General features: G+C 49.7%; 9 protein-coding genes. 3 read left to right on the top strand and 6 right to left on the bottom strand.

Features of this window, described 5'->3' with window-relative positions; genetic code table 11:
* Window positions 1–35 precede the first annotated feature (35 nt).
* Window positions 36–1,661: a sensor histidine kinase gene (locus ACAW74_RS00970; protein WP_370696313.1), complete on the top strand. Its 1,626-nt coding sequence runs from the start codon at window positions 36–38 to the stop codon at window positions 1,659–1,661.
* A gap of 242 nt (window positions 1,662–1,903) precedes the next feature.
* On the top strand, window positions 1,904–2,269 hold the full coding sequence (locus ACAW74_RS00965) for a hypothetical protein (protein WP_370696312.1): 366 nt from the start codon (window positions 1,904–1,906) through the stop codon (window positions 2,267–2,269).
* Between the two features lie 467 nt (window positions 2,270–2,736).
* Here ACAW74_RS00965 and ACAW74_RS00960 read toward each other — a convergent pair whose 3' ends face one another.
* The 4 genes from ACAW74_RS00960 to ACAW74_RS00945 form a co-directional block, all read right to left on the bottom strand.
* The gene (locus tag ACAW74_RS00960) at window positions 2,737–4,230 is read right to left on the bottom strand and encodes a PAS domain-containing sensor histidine kinase (protein WP_370696311.1); all 1,494 of its coding nucleotides are present in this window, start codon (window positions 4,228–4,230) and stop codon (window positions 2,737–2,739) included.
* Window positions 4,231–5,219: 989 nt separating this feature from the next.
* Window positions 5,220–5,822 carry a hypothetical protein gene (locus tag ACAW74_RS00955; RefSeq protein WP_370696310.1) on the bottom strand — a complete coding sequence of 201 codons (603 nt, stop codon included), beginning with the start codon at window positions 5,820–5,822 and terminating at the stop codon, window positions 5,220–5,222.
* Window positions 5,823–6,287: 465 nt separating this feature from the next.
* Window positions 6,288–7,514 carry a sensor histidine kinase gene (locus ACAW74_RS00950; RefSeq protein WP_370696309.1) on the bottom strand — a complete coding sequence of 409 codons (1,227 nt, stop codon included), beginning with the start codon at window positions 7,512–7,514 and terminating at the stop codon, window positions 6,288–6,290.
* 362 nt (window positions 7,515–7,876) lie between these two features.
* Window positions 7,877–10,624, bottom strand: a complete 2,748-nt coding sequence (locus tag ACAW74_RS00945; RefSeq protein ID WP_370696308.1) for a PAS domain-containing protein — start codon at window positions 10,622–10,624, stop codon at window positions 7,877–7,879.
* A 416-nt stretch (window positions 10,625–11,040) separates the two neighbouring features.
* Between ACAW74_RS00945 and ACAW74_RS00940 the strand changes: the two genes are divergently transcribed.
* Window positions 11,041–11,943, top strand: a complete 903-nt coding sequence (locus tag ACAW74_RS00940) for an alpha/beta hydrolase (protein WP_370696307.1) — start codon at window positions 11,041–11,043, stop codon at window positions 11,941–11,943.
* Between the two features lie 423 nt (window positions 11,944–12,366).
* On the opposite strand, the gene dnaJ is transcribed toward ACAW74_RS00940, so the two are convergent.
* Together dnaJ and ACAW74_RS00930 are read right to left on the bottom strand one after the other, a co-directional pair.
* Window positions 12,367–13,527: a molecular chaperone DnaJ gene (dnaJ, locus tag ACAW74_RS00935; protein WP_370696306.1), complete on the bottom strand. Its 1,161-nt coding sequence runs from the start codon at window positions 13,525–13,527 to the stop codon at window positions 12,367–12,369.
* A gap of 91 nt (window positions 13,528–13,618) precedes the next feature.
* Window positions 13,619–14,209 (bottom strand): nucleotide exchange factor GrpE, encoded by a 591-nt coding sequence (locus ACAW74_RS00930; protein WP_370696305.1) that lies wholly within the window; start codon window positions 14,207–14,209, stop codon window positions 13,619–13,621.
* Window positions 14,210–14,219 lie beyond the last annotated feature (10 nt).

The raw sequence follows: 14,219 nt of genomic DNA, 5'->3' as shown, positions 1-14,219 counted from the left end.
GCGTCGTATTCAGTCACTTACAAATCGATCAGTTAATGTCCTTTCCCTTTTGGTCAGGAAATCAAGCCGAGCAGGATCGCCTGCAATATGCCCTTCAGGCCGCTCAAATTGGCACCTGGAATCTTGACGTTAATCGGCAGCAGGTATGGTGGGATGACCGGTGTCAGGAGCTCTACGGCTTGCGCGGGCAGGATGTGGTCAGCTATCAGCAGCTGCTGGCTTTGGTGTACGAAGAAGACCGGCCCCGCATGGACCAGGCCATTCAGTCGGCATTAGAGCTTTCATCGACGGGCCATTATGATGTGCAGTTCCGGACAGCCATGACCCAGGCCGCAGATGGGCAACCTCGGTGGCTACACGCCCAAGGGCGGGCCTACGTGGATGTTCGGGGAGCGGCCTACCGCCTGTCGGGTGTCGTGCGCGATATTACCGCTCAAGTGCAAACGCGCCAGCAACTGGAAATCAGTAAGGCCCGCTTTCGGAGCCTGGTCATCAATTCGCCCACAGCAACGGTTCTCTTTGTTGGTCCTCAGATCGTAATTGATTCGGTGAACCAGCCCATGCTTCGGATCTGGGGGAAGGATGAATCTGTAATGGGGCAACCGATCCACGAGGTCATGCCGGAGCTGGCCGGACAGCCTTTCTTAGACCTGCTCCGCCGCGTTTATGATACGGGTGAGTCGTATCATCAGGCCGAGACAAGAGCCCGAGTGGTGGTAGAAGGACAGTGGCAGGAATCCTGGTTCAACTTTGCTTATAATCCGGTGTACGCACCAGATGGCAGTATTTATGGCGTTTTGAACACGGCTACCGACGTGACCACTCAGGTAGTAGCGCTGCGGGCCAGTGAACAGCGGTATCGGCGTCTATCCGAGGAGTTGGAGAAGCGGGTAATCCAACGTACCCAGGAATTGAATCTGGCCAATCAGGACCTGAAACGCTCCAACGAGAACTTACAGCAGTTTGCCTACATTGCCTCGCATGATTTGCAGGAGCCCTTGCGCAAGATTCAGTCGTTTGGCGATCTCGTGCTGAAGCAAACAGCCGCTCCGCTGGATGACCAAAGCCGATTTATGCTTCAGCGTATGATCGAGGCTGGCAATCGGATGTCGGTGCTGGTCAACGATCTGCTCACATTTTCCCGCGTTAAAACGCGTCAGGAAGCCTTCAAGCTGGTGTCGTTGCAAAAGATTGTGGCCCGGGTGCTCGACACCCTGGACCTGGCAATGGAACAGGTTGGTGCCAGTATCCATTTGCAGGCGCTGCCGCGCATCAATGGCGATGAGATGCAATTGGGGCAACTATTTCAAAACCTGCTAAGTAATGCCTTGAAGTTTGCCGCCGACGGCCGTAAGCCAGTCATTAGCATCACCGTAGAAGAGCTGGAGCGAACGGCATTACCGGCAACGGTTAGCCCCAGTAGCCACGCCCAACGATTCTATCAGATCAATGTAGTCGACAATGGCATTGGCTTCGACACAAAGTATCTGGATCGCATTTTTCAGGTCTTTCAGCGCCTTCATGGTAAGAATCAGTATACAGGCACAGGTATCGGGCTAGCTATCTGTCAGCGGGTAGTGGAAAACCACGGCGGGGCTATCACCGCCCAGAGTCAACCGGGGCAAGGAGCCACCTTTATCGTGTATTTGCCATCGCACTGATGGCCCGTAGGTAAAACGTCTCCTAGCAATGGAGTGGCTTCAACTTGGAGTTTATAGTAAATGAGTGGAAGATAAAGTAGGATATATCAAATAAATAGGTCGATTAAATACATGCCAGTTAGGTTCATTAATCAGAAAACAATCTTAACCGAATAAAGAGCTATATTCAAGCATTAAATGCTAATTATCAATGATTTGCAACTATGCCGTCAGTTGACTAGTTGTGTCAGTATGCTTCTCTAATGGAGCACATTGTTATGAAAGTCAATTTTTGCATTATTGCATTATTTATAGTGGGGTCGTTTGCTATTTCAACCTCTTCGATTGCTCAATCAACGCAAGCCAGCTCACGTGAAGACAATGCGCTTCAGGCGCAAATCAGCAACGATATCCGTTCACTCGAGACCGAAATTCGGAAGATCAATACGATTGATGCGCTAAAGATAGCGGCTCAGAAAAAGGCCGATCAGTTGCTCGACGAGCAGCTACTGCATGAAACTGATCTGCTAGCCCCCAAGCCCGTCAACACTAGCCTGTTACCGGCATCTAGTCGTTCCAAACCAGTAAAAACGCCTGTCAAAACCGAACGGCACCCCCGTACAACGTAGATTAACCTGCATCAAAACAGCGAAAAGTGCGGCTGAGTCCTGAACCGATGTGATCACATCGGTTCAGGACTCAGCCGCACTTTTTTAGCAAGAATCACAAAGCATTATCGTGCATGGGCCGCATTCATCTTGCTGACGTGATAAGCCTTCTAGCCGAAGGCATCATCGAGACCTTATAGTTATCAAAAGCTATCGTTGGCCGTAATCAATTCTACTTATTCGAGATAGAAACAATCAATATTTTTTGATTGATTTTGCTTATAAATTTGAAACAGTTAATAAGTAATACTCACAAGGAATTTTCTACAATTACACGCATCAATGCGCTCTGAATCACTTTCTGCTTTCAAGCCTGTTCAGTCGATCGATTGGTTAACCACCTGTACCTGGGCCACCGTAGCGACAATAGCTGCCGCGTTTGTTTACCTTCTAACAATACTTCTCTTTTTTTAAACCGGATAGGCGATCTAATCGACGCATGGCAGGTAAAGTGCGAAGGTGGTTCCTTTGCCGGGTTGGCTCTGGGCAGTGATAGCTCCACCGTGGCTAGTGGCTACCTGCTGGCAGATGGCTAAACCAATGCCGGTTCCTTCGTACTGACTTTTGCCGTGTAGCCGCTGAAACATCTGAAAAATCCGCTCACTATACTTCGGGTCAAACCCGATGCCGTTGTCACGTACCGTGACGACATGATAAACGGCAGCGCATTGGGCGGGACGCACTAAGGAAGGCAATTCCTGTTCCGTCATCTGATAACCGTCAATCACCAGATGCGGTTGTATACCCAACTGGCGAAACTTCAGCGCGTTTGTCAACAGATTTTGAAATAATTGCCCCAACTGAGATGCATCGCCCTGAACGGTAGGTAATTCGTGCATCTCTACCAGCGCGTTGGTTTGCTCGATGATCATGTCCAGTTCTGACAAGACCGTTTGCACGACTATCGACAGCGATACGGGCTGCCGAATCGGCTGTTGGGTCGTGATTCGGGAATAATCCAACAAAGCCCTGATGAGCGTTTGCATACGGTTGGCTGCCGACTGCATGCGCTGTAGCAGGTCTTGCCCCGTATCAGGTACGTAGGTACCGTATTGCTCATAAAGCAAATCCCCGAATGACCTGATCTTGCGCAACGGTTCCTGTAAGTCGTGCGAGGCAACGTAGGCAAACTGTTGCAAATTGGCATTGGAGCGCTCCAGTTCATCCACCTTACTTTCAAGCTGACGCTGCAACTGCCTTTCCCGCGTGAAATCGGTAAAGTGAATAACAACTTCCTCGTCCAGTTTGTAGGTGGTCATTCGATTGTAAAGGTCCAGCCCATCTTTGTCGTAGTGGATTTCGAAGGTGAGGGGCTCACCCGTTTCGTAGGTTTCAACCGGATTGGTAAAACTAACCGTATCAACGTAGCCGGGAAAAACGTCGCCAACCAATCGACCATGTAGTTGATCTGGGGTGGCCTTGGCATAGGAGGCATAGGCCTGATTAACCAGTTTAAAACGGAAGTCGATGATTTTCCCGTCCTTGATCACGGGTTGCAATACCTGTAAGGGTTCCGTAAACCCATTGATAATGTCTTGCAGGTACCGGTTCGCCTTGGTGACTTCCACTAGCTGCACCGCCTGAGTAATGTCTTCTACGGTATTGAGAATGTAGCGCAGGTCGCCGTGTTCATTCAGCACAGGCTGATTAATAACTTTCCAGATTCGCTCCTGAAGGTTACCCGTACTGGGGTCAAGGATATCATAGCGTATCTCGGCCGTCTGATGAGTCTGTTTGTGGTGAACTACGTGCTGTAAGGAAACATTAAAGGACTCTACCCCAATTGCCTGCCGACTTGCCCCTTCCCCCGTAAACACCTCGAAGAGACCTTTGCCCTGAATTGACTCCCAGGAAGCATGGGTAACTTCCAGATAGGCATCTGTAGCGGCCACGATAGTGAAACGGGGGGCGTCGGGTAGCATGACAAGATGATTACCCGGTAAAGCTTTAAATACTGATAAAACATCCACCGTTGGCTGGTTCATCGGCAAGGTTACTAATATATACTATATGTGATACAGACGAAATAGCTCTTATGAGCTGGTTTCCAGTCAATACTACATGTAGACTGATTGAAAAAGTTGCCAAGATTGGTAACTAGGAAACAAGGTAGTTCATTCGTAGGGAAGTTGCCACCATTAGTCGTCTAAAAGGCGCTTTGGTTGTCAATTGCAAAGGATAAATAAAACATATAAACAGGCCGTCCATCAGGCGTAAGCTGCTGAGTGTAGTGCGACATGGAGCTAAGCAGCTTAAGAAGCAGATGAGCTACCGATCTGATCAGCATTGATCAGGGTAAAGCCCAGTGATGGACGCATGATGCGGCAAAAAATGTACCCTGCCAGATACCACAATCCGGATGCGCTCGACTTTATAGTTTATTCTGTTTAACACTACTTAATAAGACCTTACTTGTTTCGTTTGAACTGCCAATTATTACTTATAAGTAAGCGGATTTATTATTACAAACTAATTAAATAACTTAAAGTAATTTTATCGTAATACTAAGTATATTTTCTATGCATATATTTGCTTATGCAATTAATACTATGAGCGCCAAATCGAAGGGAACCCCACTCTTGAATTTCTCTATAAACTGGACGAATGCCCTTTCCTGGACCTGTATGCTTTTGGTGTTTATTGCCTTGTGCTGCATCCTCTTTTTGTTTGTGTACTAATGATAGCTTATTCCTGCCAGAACGAGTTGAAGCGCACGCTTTTTCCTTCTCAGGATACATAACCCCCTCTGGCACTCATTGCATAAATTGCCATGCGTTTGGGAACGTAACGTATTTCATAAAAGCCTTATCAAACTTACCTTTTGGATACAATCAAAAAGTGTCATCCTGTTGGAGTGGCACTTTTTTTGTACATCAGCAATCGTATTAATTGCCTTGTAAAGGGTTGACTGTTAAGGGAATAGCGTGAGTATGACAGCCGGATCAGCTCGTTCTTTGCAGAGTCTTTCTGCTTCGTGCATTCTGGCCTCAAATCCTTCTACGCTAAAGGAAAGCTCCAGATTGCGCATGTCTTCCTCCAACTCAACCTGCCATTGTTCATCAGTCGTGAACGGAATAGAATGGCCCTGAGCAAGATACGAGTGCAAATCGGCTATGAACGAAGAACCGTCGGCTGATTGTCGCAACGCCTTTTGTTGATCATAGTAGGAGGCAACATAGGTCTTAAACTCGACGCTAGGGTTGAGCAGGCTGTAATGATCCATGTCGCCCCGAAGACTTGTGAGGCAACATTCCCAGGTTAAGCAATTTTCGTCCGGGTCTTCACTCCAATTAGCCGAACCATCCAGATGCCCTAGTAAACAACACCGAATGGATTGATACTGACGCTCAAGAGCCGCAATTTCGGCAAAGCAGATATAAGCAAGCGCAAACTGTGAAGCGTTCGGCAAGATGAGCGCCTTGTGCAACTCGCGCTGCTCAATAAGGCGTTTTTCGTGCGTATCAAGAACCGTCCAGGCGCTTCGCTTCAGTCGACGTAACTGCTCTCCATTCATTTGCTGTACAAGTAACTACATATTTTCCTTCTTTCAGTCAGATAAAGTATACATAGTGCATTGATGCCGCTAAATGACCACAAATACCATGCTTATTGGCCTCGCAACGAATGTTAAATAGTTACTTTTGCAAAGAATATTGCTAATAAAATTAGCCCATATTCTTTGCAAAAGTATATATGTAGGTAGTATTTTTTACGTATAGTAACTTAAAAGTCCCAATTTATGCCCATTACAGATGATAAGGTGGGCATGGTAAGTACAATAGGTGATGACGATGTGTCTTAAACGTCTTGATGAGGTCTGACTCAAACTATAGGTTAGACTATCCGTTCGACGAGCCGGCTGGTTCATTTAACAAGTGGTTTCGCCATTTGCCCTTCATAAGTAAGCAGGCAAAAATGCCCGATTAGCATCAACTTAGCCACTCGCCACCTACCGCAACAGTTGTTCTGTAACTCTTTTTTATGCTGGCAGGTATACCATAAAGGTTGACCCCTGACCCGGTTGACTCCGGGCGCTTATCCAGCCGCCATGATTAAGGACTACTTTCTCGCATATGGCCAACCCAATGCCTGTTCCGGCGTACACACTTCGACTATGTAAGCGTTGAAACACCATGAAAATGCGGTCCAAATATTTTTCCTCAAAGCCGATTCCATTGTCCATAACCTCAATCCGGTAATAGCCTTTAACCTCTCGATTGGGTTTAAAAGCGGTCGGCAAATCGCTGTCTACCACCCGACTTGACAAGATCTGAATCTGAGGAGCAACTCCCGGCCGGTGAAATTTTAGCGCATTACTCACCAGGTTTTGCAACAACTGCTCTAATTGGGACGCGTCACCAGCTATCTCGGGTAAGTCACTAACCTGAATAACCGCGGCCTTCTCCTGAATAAGTAGGTCTAGGTTTTGGAAAACGGCCTCCACGATGGTAGTGAGTGAAACCAACCGGCTGGTATCCCGTTGGGTAGTGATTCTCGAATAGCTCAATAAATCGCGAATCAGACTTGACATCCGATGGGCGGCATGCTGCATGCGCTCCAGATAGGTCACGCCTTCTCCCAACTCTGTGCGATATTGATTCACCAGCAGGTCGCCGAATTGCTGAATTTTGCGAAGCGGCTCCTGCAAGTCGTGGGAAGCGATATAGGCAAACTGTTGAAGGTTTTGGTTGGATCGCTTCAAGTCTTGAACCGAATCCTGTAGCTGCTGGGTACGTTCGGCTACTTGTCGATCCAGCTCGCTTGACTGCTGCCGTAATTGCTCTTCGCGCAATAGCAGTGCCTGATGCGTGGCTACCTGCTGAGTAATCTCGACCCCTGTCGCTATGATCCCATACACAGCGCTTTGTTTGTTGCGAAGGGCTTTGAACGAAAAATCAAAATATACGGTCTTCGGCACGCCATCGACCACCATATGGGCGGGGGTATTGTTCGTAGCGAAAGTGACCCCAGTAGTAAATACTTCATCTAGGATGGCCAGAAAGGGCTGCCCTTCCATCTCAGGAATGGCTTTGGCTAAGGGCATTCCGAAGACACGATTGCCCTTTCCCCATACGGCTAGCTGCGGCTCATTAGCTACGGTAATAATCATCTCCCGGCCAACAAGTAGGGCAATTGGAATAGGGGATTCCATTACCAGGGCGCGAAAAATAGCTTCGTTGTCGAGCGATTCGGAATCACCAATCATACACAAGTAAAGGTAGACTACAGTTGGTTAACCAGCAAAGCCCGACTGACTTCTCTCAACTACCCTTCCGTGGTTGATTCCTCAAGCCATATCACTTAAAAACGCTCCCAATTGAGACGAACAGTTAGCCATATACCTCCTTCTTGAAGTAGACTTTTACTGACTTATTACAGCGTATTCGGTAAGTTTATAATAGGAGAATAGTTGCCTGTTACTCAATGATGTGCCGTTCTTCGTTTCATTTATGCTTGTTAGATCTTTTGTTGTCTGCTTATAACCAAACCGCGCATATAGCCATCAACGACCTGATGCAGACAGGGCTTTTCTGCTTTACCTCGAACGGAGTTCGCCTGATCGATCCTCTATGCTGGCAGGTAAATACTGAATGTAGCCCCCTGACCGGGCTGACTGGTAGCCATGATAGCTCCCCCGTGATTCACCACGACCTTCTCGCAAATGGCCAGGCCAATTCCCGTACCGGCAAACTGCTGTTTGCCATGGAGGCGTTGGAAGACCTGAAAAATGCGATCGGCGTATTTTTGATCAAAGCCAATGCCGTTGTCGATCACATCCAATCGGTAGTATGTGCTCACTAACCGCGCCGGTCGAACGCCGGTTGGTAAGGCCTCAGCGGCTACAAGTTGGCTGCGTACGTCTACAATTGGAGGCGTGCCGCTCCGGTGAAATTTCATGGCGTTTGCCAACAGGTTCTGAAAGAGCTGTCCCAACTGTCCCTGATCACCGGTCACCGTTGGCAGGGGCCCAATGTGAAGTTGCGCGCCTGTTTCGCTAATAATTAACTCCAGATCTGTTAGTACTGCGCTCACCACTTGGTTTAGGGGAACGGGCGCGTCCGCTTCACGCCGGGTGGTTATGCGTGAGTAGTTCAGTAAATCCCGAATTAAAATAGACATCCGACTGGAAGCGGCCTGCATGCGCTCGAGCAGGTCTGCCCCTTCGCCCAGACCGGCTGCGTACTGCGTTTTAAGGATGTCGCCAAAGGCTTGGATCTTACGAAGCGGTTCCTGCAAATCGTGGGAGGCCACGTAGGCAAACTGTTGTAGATTGTCGTTGGAGTGAGTCAGCAGGGTATTGGCCTCAGCAAGTTCTTGGGTGCGATTCTGTACCTCATTCTCCAGGGCTAATTGAAGTTGCCGATCTAGGGTGACGTCTTGAGTTATACCAGCGATCCGTAACGGTTTACCGTGAATATCAAACGTGGCCTGGCCCCGGGCCCGAATCAACTGCTGCTGCTTGGTATGTGCATTTATAATTCGATACTCGGCCTGATATTGGCCGCTCGAGCCCGGCTGCAGGGCTTGCTCGAAAGCCGTCTGCACCCAGTCCCGATCATCGGGATGGACAATAGCCAGCGCCGTTTCGTAAGGCAAATGTGTCATGCCTAACCCAAACATGTCTGCATGCCTTTGTGAAAGTTTGGTGGTGCCAGTGGCAATATCCAGCGTCCACGTACCTAGTTCAGCTAATTCAACGGCGTTGCTGAGTGCGACCTCGTTTTCGGCTAGAGCTTGGCGAGCAAGTTCCTGTTGGGTTACATCGACGGCCATATCCATAATGGCATATACGTCGCCAGCCGCATTGCGCAAGGGCTTATAGGTAAAGTCAAAGTAATAGGTGCCTAACGTACCTCCAACTTCTAATTGTGCCCGACCCGCTTTGAGTTCTATGGTCTTGCCAGTGGTGAATACTTCGTCTAGTAGTTGGATAAACGGCTGACCTGCTAACTCGGGCACAGCCTCGATCAGTGGCTTACCGATAACCGTTTGATCTTTTCCCCAGTAGCCAATCATGGTGTCATTGGCTACCTCGATGCGTAAATCACGACCCACAAACAAGCAGGTAGCTACCGGCGCCTCTTCAATCAGGCTTCGGAAGCGGGCTTCACTTTCGGCAAGTTGGCGCCTTGCCGTCTCCAATTCAGTGACGTCGGCCCCCGTATTCATCACCCCGTATACCTGGCCATTAGCATCAAATAGAGGCGTAAAGTTGTAGTTGAAGTAATAAGGGACCAGGTTGCCACCATGGTCAATATCAACACGCTGGGTACCACTGGCAAAAGGCACCCCTGTAGTATATACCTGTTGGAGTTGTTCGAAAATGCGCTGACCTGCTAGTTCTGGTAAGAGTTCAGGGTAGTTTTTGCCAATAACGTCCGGGCCTTTGCCATATACATCGATGATGGCCTGATTGGCAAAGCGAATGTTCATTTCAGGGCCTGTATAGACCCCAATCGGAAACGGCGCGCTCTCCACCATAACGCGTATCTGGTCGGTCGATTCCTGCAAACGTTGACGCGTTTGTACCTGCTGGGTAACGTCAGTGGCGACTACAAGTACACCTGAAATGCGTCCTGTTGCATTCCGCCAGGGCTGATACGCCAGGTCTACATAGATCGTCTCCAGCAGTTTGTTCCGGACTAAGTCTACCTTGACTTCACTGGCAATGAAAGGCGTACCTGTAGCAATTACGCCCCTAAGGAGCTGGTCAAAGCCCTGTCCAGCTAGTTCAGGTAACGCCTCTAACAAAGGTTTACCGACTAGCTGTTGTGGAGATCTGCCCACCAAATACCCATAGAACGGGTTTGCTGTCTGGAAGGTCAACTCGGCTTCATCGATGATGGCAATACCAACGGGGGACTGCTCAAATAAAGCCAGGACCTGCTTTTGACTTTGTTCAGATAAAACTTGTTCCGTCACATCCTGAGCCACCCCAATCAGTTGAAGTAACGTACCCTCTGAATTTAGGTGACTCTTACCCCATGTACGTACCCAACGCAGCTGACCTGTGTCGGCACGGAAGATGCGGTATGTTTGATCATAGGCTTCCTCTTGAGGCGAATGCATCGTCCGTTGGAGGACTTGGTCAACTCGGGCAACGTCATCGGGATGAATGCGGTCAATGACCTCTTGGTAAGAGGGGTTTCTAGAGAGGAAACCAAATATTTCAAGGCAGCGATCATCCCACTGTACCTGATCAGCAAGCGGATCATACTCCCAGATACCCAGTCCGGCAGCGCCCAGGGCAAAATCAATAGTGTGTCGTTGAGTAAAAGGTCGATTAGCCGCCGAGCCTAATTGAGCGTCGTTCATGAAGGGGGCGAATATAGGTAGCGATTAAATATATGTATAGATTTTTCAGGTGATAAACCAATCAGCGTCGAGGGGCAGCCAGAGCTAGTTAAAATCCTATCTACAGGTAACGAGCGTGTTCAGAATTGAGCGCTATAGGTCAGGTACGTTTGCGCTTTTGCCTATAGACTAGGTTCGATGACAAGTATGATACCTAAGCCTTACGGGTAAACTCACCCTTTTGAAAAAGACTGTGAGTATTGGTTCACCGTGGGGTAAAGGCATGAGCCCCGAAGCGCTAAACTCGGAATCGGGGGCATACCACGAGCTCATTAGTCGCTGTGTCGTCTGTGGCCTCCGAGCGCGTATCGGCGAGACGTTGTCTGGCGATCGGGGGGGTGTTTCTAAGTTAAAAAGGCTAAAAGGCCAAACGCTGAATGCACCCTGAACGGGTCTTCAGGGTCTATGTCGATGAAACAATGCTTAAGCCCATGCCTGCCTTTACTTACAACTTATCAATCACCTTGGCTTTCGCCCTTCTGGCTGGCTGTACTGCCAAGACAGATACATCGGCTCACTTACAGCAAGAACCGGCGGGGGCGGCCTTCTACTCCGCTAATGTGAAAGACTCGTTTTACGTGCAAACTCAACTGCCGATCGAATACAGCGATAGCACAGCCAGGCGCTATCCGGTGGTCATTGTTCTGGATGCTAACTTTCACTTTCCCATGCTGGCGGCCAGCGTGCGGCAGTACGAAAAAGGAGGACTGCTTCCACCCCTTATTCTGATTGGTGTTGGTTACCGATCCTTCAAGGCTATGGATTCGCTTCGGGTGAGGGATTATCTGTACCCGGCGGCCACGCCCTCAGATGAACTGGCAGCACCGGGTGGTGGAGAACCGTTCCGGCAATTTATCCGCCGCGAGTTAGTACCGTGGATAGACTCGCGGTACAGAACGACCACCAATGATCGAAGCTTACTTGGCCATTCATTGGGCGGTTATTTCTCCCTCTATACGCTTCTGAGCCAAGCTAAAGAAAGGACGCATGAGTTTCGGAATTTCGTCGCGGCCAGCCCTCCGATATGGTATAACGATTATTATCTCAACCAACTACCTTCTCAGTTAACTGCTTTTGGTCGAGGCGATTCGATCTATGTCTTTCTGTCTGTTGGTGGCGAGGAAAATCCTCGATGGGACATTAAGCCAAACCGGGCGTTAGCCGATAAGCTGAGCAGAATGAGCGGATTGCAAGTATCGGGTAGTTGTTACAATCAATTAGGGCATATGGATACGGGTCAGCTGAGCTTCCTCAAAGGCCTGCAGGCGTTTTACCAGTAAATAGCGGATAAGCAGCCCTAGTCTTGACTACTTACAGCTTTCACAAACAGCTTTTAGGCATCGCTTGTATTCGGCTCGGCTAATCTTTGGTCAGCAGTACTATGAGATCAAGCAGTTGCTGAACACCTACTACAGGAAGGTTGGGCGAAGCTTGGGCAGAGGGCCGCAATGGCACGTGTGACAGTGCTTCTCCCAAATCCATGGCTTTTCCTAAATCCGCTCGGTAGACCATTGGCTCACGCTTTGCGCTTCTCTCGAGAGAATTTGTATCTCAGACATGACAAGACATTGGCCAGAGGTAAACGAAGGCACGAGATGCAGACAAAAAACCAATAACAAACAAATCGAGTAAAGCTAAAAAAGCCCCTACACAGCTTGTGTAGGGGCTTTTTTAGCTTTACTCGATTTACTATAGCCTACCCGTTATCCCTGGAAAAAATCTTTCATCTTCTCGAAGAAACCTTTCTCGTTTTTATTGGGCTTTGGCTGGAAATTAGGCGAATTCCGAAGCTTTTCGAGCAGCGCCCGCTCGTCAGACGATAGCGCTTTGGGCGTCCAGACGTTAACGTGGATGAGCTGATCGCCCCGGCCGTAGCCATTGAGTTCTTTGATGCCTTTACCTTTCAAACGCAGGATTTTACCACTTTGCGTACCGGCGTCGAGCGTGATACGGGCGCGTCCGTCAATGGTGGGCACTTCAACCGACGTACCCAGCGCTGCATCGACGAAGGTGACGTATAAGTCAAACACAACGTTGGTGCCATCGCGCTTAAGGTTTTCGTCTTCCTCTTCTTCTACCACGATCAGCAGGTCGCCGGCCACGCCACCCCGTGGGGGTACGTTGCCCTTGCCACCCACCGACAGCTGGATGCCTTCCGATACGCCAGCCGGAATTTTGATTGGGATGACGTCTTCCTGCAATACGCGACCTTCGCCGTGGCAAACGTCGCAGCGGTCGGTCACAAGCTTGCCTTCGCCGTTACAGGTGGGGCAGGTGGCTGTCGAGACCATCTGACCCAGCATGGTGTTGACCACCTTGCGGGTTTGGCCGCTTCCCTGACAAGTCTGACAGGTCTGCACGGCCGTCCCGTTTTTCGAGCCGTTGCCGCCACAGGTATTACAGGCCACGTGCCGCTTTACTTTGATCTTCTTCTCTACGCCGTTGGCGATCTCCTGAAGGTCAAGTTTCAGTTTGATGCGCAAATCGGAACCGCGCCGAACGCGCTGCCGCTGCTGACCGCCACTACGTCCGCCGCCAAAAAACGACCCAAACGGCGAATCATCGCCGAAAATGTCGCCGAACTGGCTGAAGATGTCGTCCATATTCGGACCGCCATAGCCACCACCGGCCGCGCCGCCCAGCCCCGCATGCCCAAACTGATCGTAGCGGGCGCGTTTCTGCTCGTCGCTCAGTACGTCGTAGGCCTCGGCGGCCTCCTTGAACTTCTCTTCGGCAGTGGGGTCGTCGGGGTTCTTATCGGGGTGGTATTTTACAGCCATCTTGCGGTAGGCTTTCTTCACCTCGTCCGCCGTGGCCTTCTTGTCCACGCCCAATATCTCGTAGTAATCTCGTTTCGTTGCCATTCCAGATGAATGAGCAATGTACGATGAACAATGTGCAATGAGTGACTATGCCGCCTCATTGTACATTGTTCATCGTACATTGCTCATTAAATTATGCTCCTACAATCACTTTTGCGTAGCGGATAACTTTGTCGTTGAGGAGGTATCCGCGTTCGACTTCGTCGATGACTTTGCCCTTGAGGTCGTCGCTCGGAGCCGGGAATTGCGTCACCGACTCGTGTAAGTCGGCGTTGAACGGCTCACCTTTGCTGGTCATGGGTTTGAGACCCTTACCTTCGAGAGTTTTGACAAACTTACTGTGAATCAGTTTGATACCTTCCAGCGCCGCAGCGGGATCGGCCGAGTTGCCAATCGACTGCATGGCACGCTCGAAATCATCAACGACGGGCAGCAACGAAACAAGCAACCCTTCATTGGCGTTGGCAATCAGGTCTAGTTTCTCCTTGGCCGTCCGCCGACGGAAGTTCTCGAAATCGGCGTAGAGGCGCAGGTATTTATCTTTCAACTCGGCCAGTTCGGAGCCCACGGGCGCGGCTTCGGCCGCCGGGGCTGCCGCTGCCAGATCGATCAGATCGTCATCGGGCGTGCCGCCATTGATCGTTTCTGCCTCTTCGGTCGTCAGGTTTTCGGTTGAGTTGTCAGGTGCGGTCGATGACTCGTCCACAATGTCTTTATTTTCCATACAAACAGGT

The sequence above is a fragment of the Fibrella musci genome (genome assembly GCF_041321105.1).
GTDB lineage: Bacteria > Bacteroidota > Bacteroidia > Cytophagales > Spirosomataceae > Fibrella > Fibrella musci.
This window is presented reverse-complemented; position numbering and strand designations above follow the sequence as displayed.